This window comes from Tolypothrix tenuis PCC 7101, from assembly GCF_963874875.1.
Taxonomy (GTDB): Bacteria; Cyanobacteriota; Cyanobacteriia; order Cyanobacteriales; family Nostocaceae; genus Aulosira; species Aulosira tenue.
Window position 1 is genome coordinate 8,146,639 of sequence record NZ_CAWNJS010000001.1, and the last position, 20,713, is coordinate 8,167,351.

Sequence of the window (20,713 nt, forward strand, 5' to 3'; positions counted from 1 at the left end):
AGCTTGATTTTTCTGCTATTTTTTGCTATAATACCAATCCAAGCAAATACAAATAGAAAAATTTATCGACTTAGCCTAAATCATAAAAATTAAGCATAAATAAAAGTAGTCAGTAATTAAAAACTACTGTTTATTGATGAGGCTGAAGATAATTAATCATGAATATTGTGTACCATGAACAAGAGATCGCGCTTGAGTTGCGATCCCAGCAATAAAGTTTTCTGCTTGTAAACTAATCAAGGAATCATAGCTCAATTAACCAGCCGAAAGATGACAAATTGGCACAAAAATGTGGGGCATTAGGCATTGGGCATTGGGCATGGGGTAATTGGTAATAGAGATTTTTCCTCATCCCCAGTCCCCATTACCCCTTATCCCCAGAGGGGGCCCCGAGTTCCCCAATCCCCAGCCCCAAGCCCCCAATTCACTCCTGCGCCCCTGCTTGTTGCAGACTCCGCACAATCTCTCTAAACCCGTTAAATTCGGCAATCATCAAGGCTGTATAACCACCACGGTTTTTTAAGTTCAAATCTGCACCACCTTGAATTAATATCTTGACAGACTGAGGAAAACCGCCGGAAGCTGCCCACATTAATGATGTTGCCCCGGCTGAATCTTGAAAATTGATATCAGCCCCCCTAGCTATCAGTAACTGCAAAACCCCTGGGTGGTTGCGTTGAGTTGCTTTCATTAAAGCTGTTTTACCATCCTCTGCGGGGATATTGGCATCAGCGCCATAGTCTAGTAAAACTTTCACGGTTTCAACATGGCCTTGGAGTGCGGCTAAAGTCAAAGGGATCTCACCGAGATTTTTATCATGAACATCCGCCCCACTACGCAGCAGCGCCTCGACAATTTGGCTATGTCCCTGCAAGGCGGCTACAAGTATTGGTGTATCACCCAGGTTGTTTTTAATATGGACATTTGCACCACGGTTGAGTAATGCTTGCACTACATCTAGATAACCTTCCACAACTGCAAGGTGTAGGGCTGTCTCTCCATCGCTATCTTGAAGATTAATATCGATATCTCTATCGAGTAAAGCTGTGACAATCTCAATGTTGCCAGCAGCAGCTGCGGCGGATAGTGCTGTGCCACCATCCTGATTTTTGACATTCACATCAACCCCAGCCGCTAGTAGTGTCTGCACAACTGCGAGATGTCCTAAATCAACCGCATTCATTAACAGCGTCTCACCATCTTCATCGGGGAGATTGACATCTGCACCGCTTTGAATAAAGGCTTCTACAACTGCTGCGTGTCCTTGCTTGACTGCTAACTTTAAAGCTGTGTCATCATCTTTATCGGTGATTTCCAACTTAGCACCAGCAGCTATGAAGGCTTTTACCACATCCACATGACCTTTGAGTGCGGCTGCCATTAACGCAGTACTACCATCTTCATTCGTAGCGTTGACATCCGCACCTCTAGATATTAATAGCTGCACAATATCAAGTTGATTGGCGCTAGCTGCTAGCATCAAGGCTGTAAGGTGATAACGCTTTCTAGGGAGGTTAACATTTGCCCCAGCATCTAAGAGCGATCGCACAATTTCGGTGTAGCCTAAATTAGCCGCAAACATTAACGGCGTGGTACCATCGCGATCGCACACGTCCGCTTTAGCACCAGCAGCCAGTAGCGCCCCCAGCCGCTTGATATCACCGCTTTTGGCAGTTCCTAGCAGCAACATATCAGTGTTTTCAGTCATGGAAGAGATTTTGCCCTAGCAGTTTTGATTGATCTAGTCCCAGAATTCAGTCTGAGATTGTTTATCCACTTTTGCAAGGGGGTTGAGTCACTATTCTAGGTTGAGATTTCGCTATACTGGCATCTTTTTATTCTCTGCCGCCAATACAGAGAAATAGAGTTATGCTAATTTTTATGAAGATTTAAGAATCGGGCGGGAACACTATGAATTTGGAACTTTCTCCATCTTTAAAATATTGGCTGAACTTCTTTCACCCCATCATGATGTGGGCATTATTGGCAATCTCCATCTATGCTGCCTATTTGGGGCTAAAAGTACAGCGTACTAGAAATGCTCAGGGTGAAGAGAAGAAAGAATTGATTAAAGGTAGATATAACATCAGACATTATCAAATCGGCTCTATACTCTTGGCTTTGATGGTAGCGGGTGCGGTTGGAGGGATGGCTGTCACCTACATCAATAATGGCAAATTATTTGTAGGCCCTCACTTGCTAGCAGGCCTTGGTATGACTAGTTTGATTGCATTTTCCGCTGCCCTTTCTCCTTATATGCAAAAGGGTGCAAATTGGGCGCGGATGACTCATATTTTATTAAATTTCACACTCTTAGGGCTGTTCGCTTGGCAGGCTATCACTGGAGTGCAAATTGTTCAAAGAATTTTGACGAATGCATAGTTAAGGGTTAAGGGTCAAGGGTTAAGGGTCAAGGGTCAAGGGTCAAAGATTAGCCTTTCAAGGTAACTTGCTCAATCTCTTTTTCTTTACCTGCACTTGACCTTTATACAGACGTGATTAATCGCGTCTCTGCGACTATTGTACAGACGCGATTAATCGCGTCTCTGCAACTCTTGACTACTTACCGCTTTTTCTTAGCAGCAGCATTAAAGGGTATACCCAAAGATTGGTGGAAATCTTCTTGGACTTTGCGGGTTAAGCGACGAGATACTTGACGGACGATTTGATTCAGTACGCGATCGCCTGTAGATTGAATTAAAGACTTGGGCAGTCGTTGTATGAACTTAGGGAAGTGAAGTTCCACGACCAAATCTAATTCCCATTCTACTCTCGTCACCTTAGCAAAATTTTCAGTAGCGTCAGATACATTTTCTACTAACTGTAGGGATGCTCGATAATCTACATCATAACCAGGCGATTGATAATCAGGAATTGGAATAGTACGAATACGATATACGCCTTCATCAGCAGGTAATAATTCTAACCCTATTTTTGGTTCAACTTCATAACCAAAGGAGCCAAAACGACCAATGATTAAAGCGTAGCCATTTTCTCCTAATGGTTGAACTTTCATCGGTTCAGCGCAACGCGAAAACCAGGAAGAGTGAGTATTAAGATACTCTGCAACCATTACCGAGGGCGCATACATCTCCATACAATCACTGTAGCTACCATAAAATTTTGTAGGCATTGCTACAGGTAATCCTGTTAATGCGTCCTCTGCTGCTGTGGCACTGGACGCTACAGGTAAAACATTTTCTTTTATTTCTAATGATTGATATTCGCCGTTTCTTGAAAGCATAAATGCGTTCCTGCATCCTTTGGCGTTGGTCTATATTAATCGTTCCCAGCTAACGTGGGGTATTTCGCACTTAGATTCCATTTTGACGGAATCCTCATGAATCTGTCATGGACTTCGTAGAATTACTACAATAAAGAACTGAACAATCACATATTAGTTTCCCAGGATAGCGTTTCTCATGAAAGCATTTGTAGCAGGGGCAACAGGTGAAACAGGCCGCCGGATTGTACAAGAACTCATAGCGCACAAAATTCCCGTCCGTGCTTTAGTCAGGGATACTGAGAAAGCTAGGGAAATATTGCCCGCAGAGGCACAGTTGGTAGTGGGTGATGTGTTAAAACCCGAAACCCTGACAGAAGCTTTGGGTGATAGTACAGTCTTACTGTGTGCCACCGGTGCCAAACCCAGCTTCGATCCTACTGGGCCCTATAAGGTAGATTTTGAAGGTAGTAAAAATTTAGTAGATGCCGCTCAAGCAAAGGGAATTGAGCATTTTGTCTTTGTTTCTTCCTTGTGTACTTCTCAGTTGTTCCATCCCCTAAATTTGTTTTGGCTAATTTTAGTTTGGAAAAAGCAAGCTGAGGAATACCTTCAAAAAAGCGGCTTAATCTATACGATTGTGCGGCCTGGTGGATTGAAGAATGAAGATAACTCTAATCCGATAGTGATGCAGGGTGCTGATACGTTGTTCGATGGTAGCATTCCTCGGCAAAAAGTTGCCCAGGTTTGCGTAGAAGCCCTTTTTGAACCCACTGCACGCAATAAGGTTCTAGAGATTATTTCTAAACCCGAGGCTACTGCCAAAAACTTTAGGGAGTTATTTACTAACGTTGCTTGATTTGGGGTTTGGTAATGGGTAATTGGTAATGGGTAATTGGTAATGGAAATTTCTTCCCTGCTCCCACAGTCCCCAGTACCCAGTCCCCAGTCCCCAGTCCCCAATCCCCAGTGTAGAAAGTTTTGATTTAAGAAGTTAAAACAGAACACAGTACTGCTGCGCTAAATTCTGCCGAAATTAGTGCATAAGCTATTTTTGTTAGATAAAAGATAAAGATTAAGGAGTCAAACTCTGAAAAGCTTTAAATTTAAAGGTGTAGAAAAACTAATTGGGCCAATAGCTGCGCTGCTTGGCTTCGTCTGCTTATTACAGTGGTATATTACCGGAGATTTGCGATCGCCTTCCGATCCCACATTTGAAGGTCAACAACCTCCTTTAGTAATGAAGGGCGGAGATCCTTACATCCGTGCTTTAATGCGAACTATCTCAGCTAGTGAAGCCAGTGGTAAACGCCCTTACTCGCTGTTATATGGTGGTCAGCAGTTTAATGACCTCAGCCGTCATCCTCAAATATGTGTCACCATTGTAACTGGCCCTAACACTGGCAATTGCTCAACTGCTGCGGGTAGATATCAAATTATTAACACTACTTGGTTTCAAATTGCCCCCCGCTATCATCCCAAGCCGACGCAGTTTATGTTTTGGGTTTCTTATAGTTTTGAGGCTGAATATCAAGATGTAGTGGTTTATCGTTGGTTGAGCGATTCTCAATTTTGGGGAATTAATATTTCACAACTGCTGCACCAAGGCAAATTGAATGATGTTTTACGGCGATTGTCTTCTACTTGGACAAGTTTAGGATATGGCATAGAAACTAATTCTGTTAGTAGCTCTTTGCCTAGAATTTATAAGAAAATATTGCAAGAAGAATTAGCAACTATCAATCAACCATCATCACAAAATTTACTGCCTATTCCGACCCAAAAGTCAACGCCTAAACCTCTAGAAAGCTCAAGAGAAAGGAATAATTCCAAGCTTCCCCCTTATAGAGGTAGTAGCGGCAGTTTAGAACTCAGATTAGATAGCCTCTAATAACAAAGAAAATAGTTAAGCTTGCTCCTTTGTCACAAAATACTGTTGTATATTGCTATTTAAAAGACACTTGATTTCGCTATTAAAATGTAATTCTTTCAAGTAGGATGTGTTAATAACGCATCCTACTTGTTCATCTGAGTGCTATATGGAGTAAAAGCATGATCCAGTTAGAACAACCACCTAATACAGAAAATAAATTTATTCCAGCATTCAGAATTAAATCTCAATTTGAGGGACTTTTAGTTGCTATTTTAATTATTATTGTATGGGCGATAAGCCAGATTTTCTTATTTTGGATTGATTTTTCTCAGTGTAATGTTTGGATATTATTAGCTTTTATAATTTGGCAAACATTTTTATATACAGGATTATTTATTACTGCTCATGATGCTATACATGGGGTTGTATTGCCTAGTCATCCAAGAATCAATCGTTTTATTGGGTCTCTGTGTCTAACAATATATGGATTTTTACCTTATCAAAAATTATCACAAAAGCATTGGTTACACCATCATCATCCTGCCAGTGAGTTAGATCCTGATTTTCACGATGGTAAACATGATAATTTCTTTGCTTGGTATTTCCATTTCATGAAAAATTATTTGAGTTGGCGGCAGATAATTTCTATAACTATTATCTATAGAGTTTTTCTTCATTTATTTCACATACCTGCCGCTAATCTAAATTACTGTTGGGCACTGCCAGCGCTTTTAAGTTCATTACAATTATTTTATTTTGGTACTTTTCTACCACACAAGCAGCCAATTGAAGGTTATATTCCGCCTCACAATACTCAAACTATCGACCGTCCAATTTGGTTGTCATTTATCACTTGCTATCATTTTGGCTACCACAAAGAACATCACGAATATCCCCATATTCCTTGGTGGCAGCTACCAGAAATTTATACAATGTCTAAAAATAAATTTTGAATTGGCATTACCATCTATGCAAAGATGTGTTAGGCGTTAGGATGGTTATTTTGTGAAAAATAATATCGAAAATGTTCGCCTAACATTACCTCCCCGCACGCAACTTTCCGCAAAATCCAAAATCCAAAATCGCATACCCTGGATGAATCTGGAGGCGTAAATTTAATTTGTCACTGTTTGTTGCTGACTAGATAATGTGTCTAATTCCCTTTCTGGTAGAGATGGACGGACACTTAAATAGATGAGGGGGCCGAACAAGGGAATTAAAGTGATTAGCCAGAATAATGCAGGATTTTTCCAATCGCGACGTGCCATATCATCTGTTAGTAATGCAGGGAATAATAGGCACAGTAAAGCGAAATCTAGGCTCATCACATGGATGAAGCGGCTAGTTTGCCATTGTTGTGCAAAATCGCTCCAATTACCTTGTAAACCATAGGCAACTAAAATAGCTGTGGCTATAGTTAAACCAACTCCCGTTACACGAGAATCTAGCAGTTTGAGAACAGCGTTTTTTTGTCCTTGAAACTGTGGATTTGGTTGGCGTAGGGCTAAGTAGGGTAAAAGTGCAAATGCTCCGACTGCAAAAGATGCACTCGCAAATGGCCAAGCTCGGATTTTTTGTCCTCTCCCATCAAAAAGTGCTAAAGCACTGTAAATTACAGGCCAAATACCCATGATGTAAAAGAGAGCAATGACTAAAGGGTTAATACCTTGCCATTGCCCAATGCTCAAATTTTTGATTAACTCGAATGTATCAGGGCGATCGGGTGGGGCTAGAAAAAATGCATAAACAATAAATCCTAGCCACAACAACCCAAAGCCAATTTTTCTCGTCATGATGTCATCTGATTAACTGAAAGCCTCCGATAGGTAATCAGCAGCCGCAGCTACAACAGCGATCGCACTTTCGTAATCTAGGCGTGTGGGGCCTAAAACTCCCACACTCCCAACGGGAATGCTACCCCGGCGATAAGTAGAACTAATCAAGGTACAGGTACGTATTGGTTCGAGTGGGTTTTCTGCACCAATGCGAACATTTACCCGTGGCTTGTTCTGATCTTCAACCTCTGGCTGTTCAAAGATTAATCGCCACAGCTGGTCTTGTTCTTCTTCCAACAGATGGATAATTGTTTGCACTTGTTGGACTTGAGAAAATTCTGGCTGACGCAAAACTTCCCCCACACCCCGAACCATAATTTGTGTGGCTGTAGGTGCAACAGTTTTACGGGCTAATTCTGCAACGGAAGTTTTCAGGAATTCACCATAGCGTTGGAACTCTTGATCTAATTCACTCCAATCTAGGGTGGCTAATTCCAACAAACTGCGCCCCCGCAGGTGGCTATTCAAAAAGTTAGAGACGATTTGCAATTCGCGATCGATTACTTCCGCATCGAGTTTGGTTTCTTCTCGTGTTGGTGATAAATCCATTAACCGCGAATGCGTCTCATAGTTGTCTGTCACCACAATCAGCATGATCCGCCCCGTTTCAATTTGCATTAATTGCAAATGGCGTAACAATGCTGTATTAGTTTGTGGCATGGTAATCAAGCTGATACAACCACTCAAGCTAGCTAAAATCTGCGCTGCGCCATGCAATAGAGCTTCTAAACTCCAATCTTCCCAATGTAGGCGTTTTTGCAGTGCTTGTTCTACCTCTTTAGCCAATGCTTCTGATGGTGTAATTAGCTGATCTACATAAATGCGATATCCAGAGTCCGAAGGTACTCGTCCAGCAGATGTGTGTGGTTGGAATAGTAAACCAGATTTTTCTAGGACACCCATCACATTGCGAATTGTGGCTGAACTCACCCCTAGGTCATACTCTTCAATTAACGCTTTTGACCCTACAGGTTCTGCCGTAGCAATATAATGACGTACTGTTGCCCAAAGTATATGCTGTTGTCGATTTGTCAACTGGACTTGCATAAGGTATTCTTGGCTGAGGCAAAAAATTTTAATGAAACTTTGCAAAAATTGTCTGGGTTTCCCCGCAAATGAAAAAAAATTATTAATAGTAACCTACTATAACTAATTGTGAGTTAACATTGCTAACTATTTATCTAGCAGAAATTAATTAATATTAATTTATATTTTAATTGATTCTTCAGCCGCTCTGGAAAAGGGCTTGACTATTATCATGAAAGCTGGTTGTAGTCATCTACATTGTGGCTTACATAGGCATATTTTTCCACAAACTTTTAGGAAAAAATGTATGTGTTAGCACGGATTTTTTTTCACTTTAGATATATATCTACAGGGTAATTGCGGAAACGGGAATAGGGCATGGGGCATTGGGCATGGGGCATTGGGCATTGGGCATTGGGTAATTGGTAATTGGTAATGGGTAATTGCTTTTCTCCCCTGCTCCCTGCTCCCTGCCCCCTTGCCTCTTCCCCAGTCCCTAATATTGCGGCACTGAAGGGTCAACTAGCTGAGAATAGGCAGCGATGCCACCTGTGATATTTTTAACATTAGTAAAACCCTGAGCGAGTAACCACTGGCACATTTGAGCAGAGCGCATACCGTGGTGGCAAAGCACTAGGGTTTCAGCATGAGGATTTAAGAGGGTGGGGACTTGCTCGCCCCATTCTGCAAATTCACTGAGAGGGAAGTTAACAAAACCCTCAATGCTAGCGATCGCGAGTTCTTGGGGTTCGCGCACATCCACTAGCTGAATACTGGAATCTTTGGTTGAGAGAAGTTGTGCAAGTTCCTCAACGCTAATGTGGGCAATGGGTTGATTAGGAGAATTGCCTGTCATGAGGTTTTGTAAACAATCCTATATTATTTATGTTGACATGAAGATCGTAACCGTAGCATGAGCATCGATTCCTAAATTTTTAACTTTAGTATGTTAAATGTGAACAGGCAAAGCTCGTTTTTCACCTTCCTGGTAGCAGGTGCGATCGCATTCATATTGTTTGTGATTGGTGGTTATTACTGGTTTTTCGTGAAAAGTCCAGTTAACCTTGTGGCTTCTAGTTCTCCGCAATCTAGCGCAGCTATATTTGTATCGAAATTTTCTCCGATTACAGTTTCTCTATTAGTAAATCCAGACAAATTACAGGCGTTAGAGCGTGAAGGTGAATTATCGAAGCTAAAAACTAGTTTATTGGCTAAGAGTAATATCGATTACCAAGAAGATATTCAACCTTGGTTAGGTAATGAAATTACTCTCGCTGTTACTAGCTTAGATATTGATCGCGAACCAGAAAATGGACAACAACCTGGATATTTACTGGCGCTAGCAACTACGCAACCACAAAAAAGTCGTGAGTTTGTAGATTTGCTGTTTTCTAAGCGGGTATTGGCTGGGGGAAATTTAGCAACCGAAGAATATGAAGGTGTAAAGCTAATTTACGACAATCCACCACCCAAGCAAGAATTTCTCGCTGGTGCGGTTGTTGGGAATGAGTTTGTCTTATTCGCTAACGATTTGAAAGTACTCAAAGATGCGATTAATAATGTCCAAGCTCCTGATTTAAATTTAAACAGCTATGTGCAATATCAGAAAGCTACAGAACAATTACCTAAAGGTGCTGTGGCTGCAGCTTTCTTAAATTTCCCTTCCTTAGCAAAATGGCAAGGGTTAGAACTGCAAGAATCAACTTATGACAGCGAAATAATTTCTTTTGTATTGAACTCCAAAGGATTAATCGCAGAAACAAGCTTTTTAAGTGCAACTTCCCTAGAAAATGTGACTGCTTCTCCTGCGCCATCGTTATCTAAACCTGTAGGCGCTTTGCAATATATCCCCACATCAGCTGGTTTAGCTATCTCTGGTACTAATTTAAGTAATTTGGGTGACACCGATTTAGCCAAACTCTGGAAACAGGTTACAGCAACCCTAGCGGTTTCTAAGGAAGGTGTGAAATCGAAGATGGCGAAACCATTAACAGATTTGCAAAACCGTTGGGGGATCAATCTACCTGAAGATATCTTTAGCTGGGTAGAAGGCGAATATGCGATCGCACTTTTACCTCAAAAGCAGCCAGCCAGTAACAGTTGGGTGTTTGTTGTGGAACAATCACCGAAAGTAGCCGAAGGAATTGCGCGGTTAGATGCGATCGCGTCAGCTAAAGGGTTGAATGTGAATTCTCTCAGCCTCAATCAACAAAAAATCTCTGCTTGGACTGAACTAATCGCTAATAGCAATAAAGCTGATGTTAAGCCTTCCGCTTACACAGTAGAGACAAAAGTTCAGGGAGTGCATACTACTTTAGGGAATTACGAAATTTTCGCTTCCGATTTAGAGACAATGGCGGAAATTCTCAACGCTAAAGACAACTCTTTAATTAAAAATCGTGATTTCCAAGATAGTATTGCAGCTATTCCCCAGCCTAATCAAGGTTACATATATCTTGACTGGACAAAAAGCCAAAAGCTTGTAGAACGCCAGTTACCGATTCTTAAACTAGTAGAAGTAGTAGGGAAACCCTTTTTTGAAAATCTGCGATCGCTCACAGTTAGCAGTTACGGTAACGATCCGGGATTGCTCAAAGGTGGCGTATTTTTAAAGCTTAAACCTTAATAGAGGTGAAGGGGGAAAAGGTGAAAGGGTAAAGGGGAATCAATCCTGACTTTTTCCCTTTTACTCCTGCCAAACAATTTTGGATTTGCGATTGATTCCACAGATAAATCTGGGGGCTTGTAACATTAAATAACTATTGGTAAAATTAGCGCAAATTTCATTTAATGATATCAGCCTGTAGCTGGTAAGATGCCTGCTCCACAAGAGTTTGATAATAATTTTTTCTATTTCATGAAACAGCTATTTGCTGTATGTTATCTAAATCATGAACCTAAAATGACATGGCGGAACTAAAGCTACAATTCTCAATACCTCAAATGGTCGGCTAAGAGGAAAAAGGAGAATGGGAAAAGGGAAATCAAAAACCTTTAACCCTTAACCTTTAACCTTTTCCCCAAAACCAATTTTGGTTTCAAAACGCTTAACAGACTATATCCATCTCTTACTTTCATACTTTTAGCTTTCTTGCACTAAATATTACCTTCCTTTTATCTAGAAAACTTGACATAGTCAGCCTAAATTTGACCTATTACCAATTCTTTAAAATTGGCACAGATTAAAATCTTAAAACCCAGGTAAAATTTGATTTAATTAATTACCAATCACCAATTACCAATTACCAATTACCACTTTTAAAATGTCTATTGCAGACCCGGAATATCTTCTTCACAGAGGATGGATGACCCATGCCTTAAAATTGGCACAAGCTGCCGGTGATGCAGGAGAAGTACCTGTAGGGGCTGTAATCGTCGATGCTGGGGGTAATGTGCTGGCGGAGGGTGAAAATAGAAAAGAACGCGACAAAGACCCTACAGCTCACGCAGAAATTATTGCTTTAAGGGCAGCTGCAAAAATTTTACAAAATTGGCACCTGAATGAATGTACTCTCTATGTCACCTTAGAACCTTGCCCGATGTGTGCCGGTGCCATTATACACTCTCGCCTGAAATTGTTGGTGTATGGAGTAGACGATACCAAAACTGGTGCCATTCGTACTGTTATCAACATCCCCGATAGTGCTGCTTCAAATCACCGTCTCAAAGTCATTGGAGGCATTTTAGAGTCTACCTGCCGTCAGCAGTTGCAAGCTTGGTTTGCTACCCGACGACATCGAAGAAACTAGCAGACAGAGATGAAACTGTCCAATAGGTAGGACACAAGTAACAAAAGAAAAATTACGGTGTAATTAATCAAGGTTTCGTCACAATCTATCACAAAATCAGCAGCCACCACGATGATGGAATTTTACTCTGCTCATCCTACCTGTCAAGAAACAATAGCAACTACCGCCGCAAATCACAAGGTGGCTCACACTACCTCAGGGGTTTCTTCTTGGCTAGCGCCTGTTGCGTATCTTTTAGGTCGTCACGTCCTGTTACCAGCGTTCTTTGGTCACATTCAAATTACCGGACAAGAAAATCTCCCCACCACCGGGCCGATAATTCTTGCACCTACCCATCGTTCCCGTTGGGATGCGTTACTCGTCCCCTATGCTGCGATCGCTTGTCGGTCAAAAAAAGACATACGATTTATGGTGACTAGCAGCGAATGTACAGGACTCCAAGGCTGGTTTGTGCGCCACTTGGGTGGTTTCCCTATCGATCCCAAGCGTCCAGCAATTAGCACTCTGCGTCATGGTATTGAGCTACTTGAGCAGAAAAAAACTTTAGTTATTTTCCCAGAAGGCGGGATTTATCGGGATGGGGAAGTTCACCCCCTCAAACCCGGAATTGCACGGTTAGCTATAAGTGCGGAAGCCAGTCAGCCAGACTTGGGAATTAAAATTCTACCTATTAGTATTAATTACAGTCAGCCTTATCCCAATTGGGGTACAGATGTGATGATTAACATTGCCCCAGCTATCAAAGTTGCCGATTATAGTAACGGTTGTGTGAAACAAAATGCTAAACGCTTAACTGCTGATTTAGCTAAAGCTTTGCAACAATTGAGTCACCAAGAAACAGAAATTACTCATCCGACATTTGTCGAAATGCCTAATTCTTAATTTTGGCATTCATTTAATAGCTAATACCCCATACCTCATACACAATTTCTTATCGTACATTCAAGGGTTTAAGACCCCTTCGTCTACAAGTAGAAGATTTTCAGTGGTGGTTTAAATTCCCGACTGAAAATGTCTTTAATTTTGAATTTTGAATTTTGAATTGTTAATTCTAATGCCCCATGCCCTAAACACTTAAAATTAATTCCCAACTATTAAGCTGACCGATATCTTGGGGTACATAATCAATAATTTGCAATTGCCAGTTACCTTTAGCTGATATGGATAGTAGCTGTTTGAGGGCTGGATGCGATCGCACTGTATAAGTTGCTTGTAAGTTGGTACGACGACCTAAAGTGCGGTTTTGTAATAGAACTGGCTGGTTATTGGGAGCAATTACATAGATTTCTACATCCCCTAAGAAATCATGGGTAATATTTACTGATATTTGAATATCTTGAATCAAACTCGCCTCAGAAATGGCGATCGCACTTTTGATTCCCTGTTTATTGTTATCTGGAATTCCTAATTTACTGTCATTTCTGCCCTTGACTTGCTTAGTAGCAGTTGATGTACCTGCACGCATTTGCTGTGCAGCTTGTACTGCTTTAGCGGCATTAACTTTACCATAGCCGAACCATTGGGAATGACCGTTACTATCATAGGTTCCTTCCTTGAAACCCAATTGCGGATCGGGGTTGGTGTCCACAATTTTATCGGCGGTTTCTTGCAAGATTCGCCTAACTTGTTTGGCGGTTAAATCGGGATTTGCCGAGAGAATTAGGGCTGCTACACCTGCAACTACAGGAGTTGCGGCAGAAGTACCGCCAAAGTTGCTGGTAAAATCGCCAGCATCGTAACCTGCTGCGCCTAATTGATCGGTAGTTAGCATTCCTAATCCTGATAGTGTAGTGGCGATCGCAGGTTGTGTTTCCATAAACCCTTGATCCTGAAACCACATCCCAGGGGGAGCATTGTTACTTGGAGCACATACGGCAATGTTTTCACCCCAATTGCTATAGGCAGATTTCTTAGCCAAACTGTTAGCTGCTGAGATAGCTAGCACATCTGCGTGTACCGCAAAACCACTGAGCCAATCTGTATCGCCAGAAAGTAAATTTTTTGGCCAATTACGCTCAAACACAGTACCGCTAATCGGGCGGTTGGCGTTTCCAGCCGCAAACAAAATCACGCAGCCTTTACCATTGCGTCCCTTGGTAGCGGCACGGGTAATAGCTGCACTTTGGCGCAAAGATAAGGGGAAATAAACAGCCGATGCTCCCCAACTGCAAGAAATCACACTAGCGCCCTTTTCAATTGCCCAATTGAAAATATCTTCAATCGATTCATCATCTAAAAAACCAGTGGTGCGAATGGGCATTAAAGCACAACCTGGGGCAACTCCGACAATGCCTTTACCATTTTCTTCAGCTACAGCCAAACCTGCACAAGCTGTACCGTGGCTAGTTTCCTCTACATCTGGTAAAGGTAAAAAGTCATTTTCCTTCAAGTCTCTAGGGGCAACAATCTTACCATTGCCTTGAAAATCGGGATGGTTCAAGTCAAAAGAATCATCTACCACCGCTACAACTACAGAACGGACACCGCGAGTAATATCCCAAGCCGATTCTACAGAAATATGAGAACCCGCGGCTAATTGGTTGCTGCCATTGTGGTTAAGATACCATTGCTTGGGATAAAGCGGATCGCGGGGTTTGTAATGAGTTTCTTGCCGTACCAAAATATTCGGCTCAGCTGCTAATACTTCTTTGATTCCTTGCAATTGATTAGCAATTTTAATGGGATTTTCTTGGGCTTGTTTGCTGACAAGAAACACAAAAGTGTTAGGTAAACCCAGGACTGGTTTATCTTGCACTAAATTAAAGGAAGTAGCGAGAGCATTGATTTTAGCTGCATCAACTCCATTGGCAAATTGAATTGTAATTTGGTCATTGAGATAAACAAAAGTCCCAGGATTATCTTTGAGTTTGTAAATATGACTGGCAAAAGCCACATTTTGGTCAGCACGTGCTTGGGACATTGCCGTATCTAACTGGTTGGGTACGACTGTAAAAACTTCTAGCCTCGCTTGGGGAATGCTTTGGTGCCAAGTTCCCCAACTAAATTGAGATAATTGTTCGCGAGGAATATCGGTAGAAAGACGGACACTGAAACGATCCAAAACCTTTTCTAAAATTAATTCTTCACCACCGCGTTGTAACACTATGCCCAGATTGCTGGCTGGTACACCTGTGTTACCAGAATTTGTTAAATTGTTGGGATCATTCATAGGAGCAATTTTAGATACTATGATTATGGGCTGAGGGAACACAATTAAGCTGTTTTTCAGTCTAAAACAAAGAAACTTAGTATGTTACTTTGCTTGGTCAAAGACGAAAACAGAGTTAAGATACCCGAAGTTTCCGTTACTTTTTATATACTTTGTCGCACGATTTGATCCCATGAACCTAGCCGCTGCTGTTCCCTGGATGCGCTTCAGTTCTTTATCACTCATAGCAGCCCTCTGTCTGCTAGCACCAGTGAATGCTCAGGTAATTAATTTACCCAGCAATAACCAAGCACAACCAATTGATCCTAACAATCCCAATAACCTACGTCCTGTAGCGCAAAATAGCACTCTATTGAGCATTGAAAGTGGCGATCGCTTGATGAGCGAAGCACAAGCCGCTGTGGATTCCCAAAAATATGACGTAGCTGCCAAGAAACTCCAAGAAGCGCGTCAGGTTTTTAACCAGCTATCTAATTTTTACCAAGATCTCAACTCGAGTTTTTCGGGAATTGATATTAGAGTTTCTGATTCTCAGCGGAAAAAAGCCCTAGATAGCGCCCAGAAGCGAGACGAAGCTACTTATAGACTAGCATTAGTACATCGGGCGCAAAATCAGTCAGAATTGGCTGTACCATTGTTAATCCAAATTATCAAAAGTCAAAACCCCACCAGAGAATTAGGCAAGAAAGCTTACCAACAGTTATTTGAGTTAGGTTTTGTGGATACTCCCTATCCCCGCCAAGGTGGAAGTTCGTCCTCTTCTCAAAAATAATCAAAATTTAGCAGTTTTCTCTTTTGTAACAACAGTGGCTTCTCAATACCCTACTGGTAGGATAAAATTAACTGCCAGCCGTTAATGTATTCTCGAAAACCCTTGCTTAGAGCGAATTCAGCCGTAAACCTGCCAAAACTTGCGACTGGTAAAGGCGATCGCTCTATATTTGTTAATAATAGAAAAGAAGTTTTTTCAGGAATTGCGATGATTAGTCCGCAGCAGGTTGAGGAAATGATCAAAGCGGAACTGCCAGATGCCCAGATTCAAGTGCAAGATTTGACTGGTGGTGGTGACCATTATCAGGTAACAGTAGTTTCATCGCAGTTTGCAGGTAAGAGACTGGTACAACAACACCAGTTAGTTTACGGTGCTTTGCGGCAAGCTATGTCAACTGAAGCAATTCACGCCCTAGCATTAAAAACTTATACTCCTGAAGCTTGGCAGACAACAGCCGCTTCTTAGCAGTTTAAATACTGACTGTTGATTCTCGACTATAAGCAAAAGTAGGAAACATCAAAACCATGTCACCAGAAACTCAAGAGAAAATTGATAACCTGATTAAAGAAAACAAGATTTTTGTTTTCATGAAGGGAAACAAGTTAATGCCCCAATGTGGTTTTTCTAACAACGTTGTGCAGATTCTTAACACTTTGGGTGTACCATTCGAGACTTATGACGTGCTTTCAGATGCCGAAATTCGTCAAGGAATTAAAGAATATTCTAACTGGCCAACAATTCCCCAAGTTTTTATTGATGGTGAATTTATTGGCGGTTCAGATATCTTAATTGAACTGTACCAAAAAGGTGAATTACAGCAATTAGTGGAAGTTGCATTAGCTTCCTAGATATATTGCCATCATCTCGCTTAGTAAAGCAGAGATTATTGTGCATTATCTGATTTCATTAATATGAGAAAGCTGCAAGGTTATTTAAATCTTGCAGCTTTTTATTTACAGCAGTAACGCACAAAAAGCTTTGGGGCTGATGCGTTACGCTAGCGCTAACGCATCCTACTGAACTTCAAAAATCAAATATGAGTCTTATAGTAATTACGAATTACAAATTACGAATTATGAATTCATAATTATTGATTCAAACCCATAACTGAACGATAATGTGCTGCAAGTTGGGCTACAGTTTGCGACTGGCGCTGAGTATCCCACTGGCTTTGATGGAAGATTTTTTGTCGTAAATCATCAACGTTAATGGTGGTAACTCTGCCATCAGCAACAATTTGTTTTCCATTTACCCACACACTATTGACTACATTGCTGGGTCTGCCTAACACTAATAAACCAATAGGATCTGTGCGAGGTAAAAGTGATAAATGGGTGAGATCGTAAAGTACTAAATCGGCATTTTTACCTACTTCTAAAGAGCCAATTTTATCGGCAAAATTTATACCTTTTGCTCCGCCTAAAGAAGCCATTTCTACAGCTTGCCGGGGTGTAATCCATTGTTGATAATCTAAGTCTGTAACATTATGCAAAATTGAGCCAATTTTAATAGCTTCTAGTAAATCTTGGGAATCATTACTAGAGGCACCATCACACCCAAAAGTAACATTAACTCCCGCTTGCTGATATTTCAAAATAGGGGCAATACCACTGCCTAAACGCAAGTTACTGAGGGGATTGTGGACAACTGTAGATTGCGTTTCTGCCAGGATATCAATATCAGCTTCACTTAACCAGACACAATGCGCCAAAGAAGTGCGATCGCTTAAATAGCCAATCCGCTTCAAATGTTCCACCGCCGAACAGCCATATTTCTCTTGGGCGAGTTTTTCCTGCGCCCTAGTTTCCAGCAAGTGCGAGTGACGACTCAGATTATAGCGATCGCTTAATTCAATGCATCCGGTGAATAAAGCATCACTACACAATTGAATCCCTGTAGGTGCAACTAAAATACTCACGCCCTCATCTGGGCGATGAAACTGCTGTACAACTGCTTCGATAATTTCTAAAGTCGCAGCAGTGGAACGAAAATAAGGCTCGTGGTTTTGTTGTGTTTCTCCCGATGGTATCCCGGCTGTTAAAGATTCATCTTGAATTAATGGGGCGATAAAAGCGCGAATTCCGACTTCTCTGTAAGCCCGAATCGCCGCTGCGATCGTTTCAAATTCTTGCCCAGGAATTAACACCAAATGATCTACTACACTCGTACCGCCAGAAAGTAAAGTTTCTACCGCCGTTCCCAAGGCGCTGAGATAAACCTTTTCTAAATTTAGTTGCGAAAATTCATACAGTGCCGCTAACCATAATTCTAAAGGTAAGGGACGAATTGCCCCACGTTGCCACATTTCCGAAGAATGGGTATGAGCGTTAATAAACCCAGGCAGCAACATTTGATGTGTGCCATCAATTACCGTACCAATAACATCTAAATTAGAACCAATAGCAGCTATTTTACCGTCCACAATTTGGACATCAACAGTTGCATAAGCATCATCTGTGACAGTCAAAACATTCTGGATAGTAAACTTCATGATTTTAACCTTAATTAAGTAATCGAACGCCTAAGTGAATTTCAGGGTACAAAATAGAAAATGGTGTTGGGTTTTGCAATTTTATGAATCAGCCTTTTCACTCCTTGGGAGTTGCACCAAATGCTTGGACAGTCAACCATGCGATCGCAGATATTACACGCCCGCAAAAGACCCCACAACCCGCTATCTTATCAACAGAAACTAAAACACTGCGCCTGGATTTAGCAAAAGCTACCATCATCGTCATTGATATGCAAAATGACTTTTGCCACCCCGATGGTTGGTTATCGCATATTGGTGTAGATGTGACTCCAGCCCGTCAGCCAATTGCACCTTTACAAAATTTACTTCCCCAACTACGTGGTGCTGGTGTCCCGGTTATTTGGCTGAATTGGGGAAATCGCCCCGATTTACTAAATATTAGTGCTGGTTTACATCACGTCTATAACCCCACAGGCGAAGGTGTAGGTTTAGGCCATCCCTTACCTACCAACGGTGCTAAAGTCCTCATGGCAGGGAGTTGGGCAGCCGCAGTAGTAGAGGAACTGCAACAGTTACCGGAAGATATTCTTGTGGATAAATACCGCATGAGTGGATTTTGGGACACACCCTTAGATAGTATCTTGCGGAACCTGGGAAAGACTACATTATTCTTTGCTGGTGTCAATGCCGATCAATGTGTCATGACTACCCTATGTGATGCGAATTTCCTAGGATATGACTGCATTTTAGTAAAAGATTGTACAGCTACAACATCCCCCGATTATTGTTGGCTAGCAACACTATATAACGTCAAACAATGCTTTGGTTTTGTCACAGATTCCCAAGCAATTTTAACAGCCCTGAACCAAAATTTGCAGAGACACGATTAATCGCTTCTAAGATGCAGAGACGCGATTAATCGCGTCTGTACAAGAGTTAAAATTTATTCCCCAGTCCCCAATCCCTAGTCCCCAGTCCCCAACCAAGGAGATACATAAATGCACGCTACTCGTTGTGTAATTCCTCTAATTAAATCTCCCAAAGATTACCAAGTTTACCGCATTAGTCCCAATGATACTAATCGGTTAGCAATTATTTTTGATACAGCCAATGCGAATACTTCCTTAACTTGTTGTGTTGAAATTTTTGATGTCGGTGGACACACACCACCAAATCGTCATCAATGGGCAGTAGAAATGTTTTTTGTTCTCAAAGGAGAAGGGGTAGCTATTTGCGATGGGAAGAAAGTTGCAATTAAAACTGGTGATAGTTTATTAGTACCGCCAACAGGCACTCATTTAATTAAAAATACAGGTACTTCTCGCTTGTATACGTTAACAATTATGGTGCCAAATGAAGATTTTTCGGAACTAATTCGTAGCGGCACACGCATGGAATTAGATGCAGAAGATATGGCAGTTTTGGGAAGAGTGGATGCGTTGATGCCGTGTTAGGTGGTGAGGAAATGAGGGGGATTAAGGGGATCAATACCAATTACCCAATTCCTATTGCCCCTCATTCCCGAATTATCCAATTCCTTCTGCTTCCCAGCCCAAATTTTTATCACTTTAATAATGATCCAAATACTTGGGTAGAGGGTTTAGCAATGCTAAACTCCTACAGAAAATTATCTGGATCAGGATTTTGGTGGATTAGTATTATCTGACCGCCTGACCCTTCTGATATTTATGATGAGTCTTTAAGCGAAGAAGATAAGATAAACCACATCTAATTTATATATACACAATGTCTATAAAGTCTATAAATCTTGTGGGGTGGGCATCTTGCCAGTGGTGTCAACTTAACGTGAAACCCGCTTAGTTGGAAGGTTTCGCCCTCACCCCCAGCCCCTCTCCCTCAGGGAGAAGGGAGCAAGAGATTCAGTTCCTTGTGCAATTAAATTCCCGATATTTGTGCCAATTTCAACAATAAAAGATAGGCATCGCCAAATGTACAATTCTTAAAAGTGCGATCGCGCACATCAGGGAATTGTAATTTTCACTTTTTTCTCAGATATTGGACTATATCTATCCCAAGTCATAGGAGGTAGCCAGATAAATATTCAGCATGAAGACATAGAGGAAATAACTAATGATGTTTGAACTTTTCTGCTTTACCTTTTCCCTTCAACCCTTCCCCCTAAAAAGGGATGGGTTGAAGGTTGGGCTTTTTGTACACTAAGCTAAATCATCTATTGTCTATAGCTAGTAATACATAATTGATGATTAATTGAGCTAGCATCATGGGAGGTTGCTATGAAAAAATAACGTTTAATCAGTCAAATTCTCAGTCCAGTACAAAAGATCTATAGAGCATGAATCAGTTGAAACCCAGCATCCTCCAGAGAGTATTGAGCATCCAAGTGCAGATGTTTGGTTATGACTCACCTGCAAGCTAACTTATAAAAGAGGGTAAATTTCCCGATCAAACTCTTCCTTGTTGAGGGTGAGTGAAGAGGATGTCCAAAGGCTGAGTGTATCAACTAAGACTTGTTAGACAACCTCAGAAAGAATAGTAGGAAATTTTTCTTCATACTCCATGAGATTGCTGCTATCACACAACCTATAGAGTCAGCAAAAAAATAGCTAAAACT

The 20,713-nt window shown here is 41.4% G+C and carries 18 protein-coding genes and 1 pseudogene; 12 read left to right on the forward strand and 7 right to left on the reverse strand.

Annotated elements, in window-relative coordinates; genetic code table 11:
• Positions 1–424 precede the first annotated feature (424 nt).
• Positions 425–1,708, reverse strand: coding sequence for an ankyrin repeat domain-containing protein (locus tag AACU25_RS32115; protein ID WP_096582641.1), 1,284 nt, complete (start codon positions 1,706–1,708; stop codon positions 425–427).
• 203 nt (positions 1,709–1,911) lie between these two features.
• Here AACU25_RS32115 and AACU25_RS32120 point away from each other — a divergent pair, with 203 nt between their 5' ends.
• Positions 1,912–2,382, forward strand: coding sequence for a DUF4079 domain-containing protein (locus tag AACU25_RS32120; RefSeq protein WP_096582643.1), 471 nt, complete (start codon positions 1,912–1,914; stop codon positions 2,380–2,382).
• A 181-nt stretch (positions 2,383–2,563) separates the two neighbouring features.
• Here AACU25_RS32120 and AACU25_RS32125 read toward each other — a convergent pair whose 3' ends face one another.
• Entirely contained in the window at positions 2,564–3,244 is a 681-nt protein-coding gene (locus tag AACU25_RS32125) for a DUF1997 domain-containing protein (RefSeq protein WP_096582645.1), read from the reverse strand.
• Positions 3,245–3,422: 178 nt separating this feature from the next.
• Between AACU25_RS32125 and AACU25_RS32130 the strand changes: the two genes are divergently transcribed.
• From AACU25_RS32130 to crtW, 3 genes and pseudogenes are all read left to right on the forward strand, one after another.
• The gene (locus AACU25_RS32130; protein ID WP_045869926.1) at positions 3,423–4,082 is read left to right on the forward strand and encodes an SDR family oxidoreductase; all 660 of its coding nucleotides are present in this window, start codon (positions 3,423–3,425) and stop codon (positions 4,080–4,082) included.
• A gap of 267 nt (positions 4,083–4,349) precedes the next feature.
• Positions 4,350–4,955 (forward strand): annotated as a pseudogene (locus AACU25_RS32135) (glycoside hydrolase family 24 protein); the annotation flags it as partial.
• A gap of 320 nt (positions 4,956–5,275) precedes the next feature.
• On the forward strand, positions 5,276–6,049 hold the full coding sequence (gene crtW, locus AACU25_RS32140) for a beta-carotene ketolase CrtW (RefSeq protein WP_096582649.1): 774 nt from the start codon (positions 5,276–5,278) through the stop codon (positions 6,047–6,049).
• A 162-nt stretch (positions 6,050–6,211) separates the two neighbouring features.
• Here crtW and AACU25_RS32145 read toward each other — a convergent pair whose 3' ends face one another.
• From AACU25_RS32145 to AACU25_RS32155, 3 genes are all read right to left on the reverse strand, one after another.
• A complete protein-coding gene (locus tag AACU25_RS32145; protein ID WP_096582651.1) occupies positions 6,212–6,889 on the reverse strand; it encodes a DUF2834 domain-containing protein in 678 nt (225 codons plus the stop codon).
• Between the two features lie 12 nt (positions 6,890–6,901).
• Complete coding sequence (gene hrcA, locus AACU25_RS32150; RefSeq protein WP_096582653.1) at positions 6,902–7,978, reverse strand: heat-inducible transcriptional repressor HrcA; 1,077 nt, start codon at positions 7,976–7,978, stop codon at positions 6,902–6,904.
• Positions 7,979–8,453: 475 nt separating this feature from the next.
• Entirely contained in the window at positions 8,454–8,813 is a 360-nt protein-coding gene (locus tag AACU25_RS32155) for a rhodanese-like domain-containing protein (RefSeq protein WP_096582655.1), read from the reverse strand.
• Between the two features lie 90 nt (positions 8,814–8,903).
• Here AACU25_RS32155 and AACU25_RS32160 point away from each other — a divergent pair, with 90 nt between their 5' ends.
• The 3 genes from AACU25_RS32160 to AACU25_RS32170 all read left to right on the forward strand — a co-directional run bounded on the left by AACU25_RS32160 (position 8,904) and on the right by AACU25_RS32170 (position 12,588).
• Positions 8,904–10,583, forward strand: a complete 1,680-nt coding sequence (locus tag AACU25_RS32160; RefSeq protein ID WP_096582657.1) for a DUF3352 domain-containing protein — start codon at positions 8,904–8,906, stop codon at positions 10,581–10,583.
• Positions 10,584–11,220: 637 nt separating this feature from the next.
• Positions 11,221–11,706 (forward strand): tRNA adenosine(34) deaminase TadA, encoded by a 486-nt coding sequence (tadA, locus tag AACU25_RS32165; protein WP_096582659.1) that lies wholly within the window; start codon positions 11,221–11,223, stop codon positions 11,704–11,706.
• Between the two features lie 114 nt (positions 11,707–11,820).
• Positions 11,821–12,588 (forward strand): lysophospholipid acyltransferase family protein, encoded by a 768-nt coding sequence (locus AACU25_RS32170; protein ID WP_422641122.1) that lies wholly within the window; start codon positions 11,821–11,823, stop codon positions 12,586–12,588.
• A gap of 184 nt (positions 12,589–12,772) precedes the next feature.
• Here the strand turns inward: AACU25_RS32170 and AACU25_RS32175 are convergent, their stop codons facing one another.
• The gene (locus tag AACU25_RS32175; protein ID WP_096582663.1) at positions 12,773–14,875 is read right to left on the reverse strand and encodes a S8 family serine peptidase; all 2,103 of its coding nucleotides are present in this window, start codon (positions 14,873–14,875) and stop codon (positions 12,773–12,775) included.
• 172 nt (positions 14,876–15,047) lie between these two features.
• Between AACU25_RS32175 and AACU25_RS32180 the strand changes: the two genes are divergently transcribed.
• The 3 genes from AACU25_RS32180 to grxD all read left to right on the forward strand — a co-directional run bounded on the left by AACU25_RS32180 (position 15,048) and on the right by grxD (position 16,495).
• Complete coding sequence (locus AACU25_RS32180; RefSeq protein ID WP_096582665.1) at positions 15,048–15,647, forward strand: hypothetical protein; 600 nt, start codon at positions 15,048–15,050, stop codon at positions 15,645–15,647.
• A 207-nt stretch (positions 15,648–15,854) separates the two neighbouring features.
• Entirely contained in the window at positions 15,855–16,112 is a 258-nt protein-coding gene (locus AACU25_RS32185; RefSeq protein ID WP_045869685.1) for a BolA family protein, read from the forward strand.
• A gap of 59 nt (positions 16,113–16,171) precedes the next feature.
• Entirely contained in the window at positions 16,172–16,495 is a 324-nt protein-coding gene (gene grxD / locus AACU25_RS32190) for a Grx4 family monothiol glutaredoxin (RefSeq protein WP_045869434.1), read from the forward strand.
• Between the two features lie 239 nt (positions 16,496–16,734).
• Here grxD and AACU25_RS32195 read toward each other — a convergent pair whose 3' ends face one another.
• Complete coding sequence (locus AACU25_RS32195) at positions 16,735–18,138, reverse strand: amidohydrolase (RefSeq protein WP_096582667.1); 1,404 nt, start codon at positions 18,136–18,138, stop codon at positions 16,735–16,737.
• 83 nt (positions 18,139–18,221) lie between these two features.
• Here AACU25_RS32195 and AACU25_RS32200 point away from each other — a divergent pair, with 83 nt between their 5' ends.
• The gene (locus AACU25_RS32200) at positions 18,222–19,010 is read left to right on the forward strand and encodes a cysteine hydrolase family protein (protein WP_096582669.1); all 789 of its coding nucleotides are present in this window, start codon (positions 18,222–18,224) and stop codon (positions 19,008–19,010) included.
• Positions 19,011–19,118: 108 nt separating this feature from the next.
• Positions 19,119–19,574: a cupin domain-containing protein gene (locus AACU25_RS32205; RefSeq protein WP_096582671.1), complete on the forward strand. Its 456-nt coding sequence runs from the start codon at positions 19,119–19,121 to the stop codon at positions 19,572–19,574.
• Positions 19,575–20,713: the final 1,139 nt, after the last annotated feature.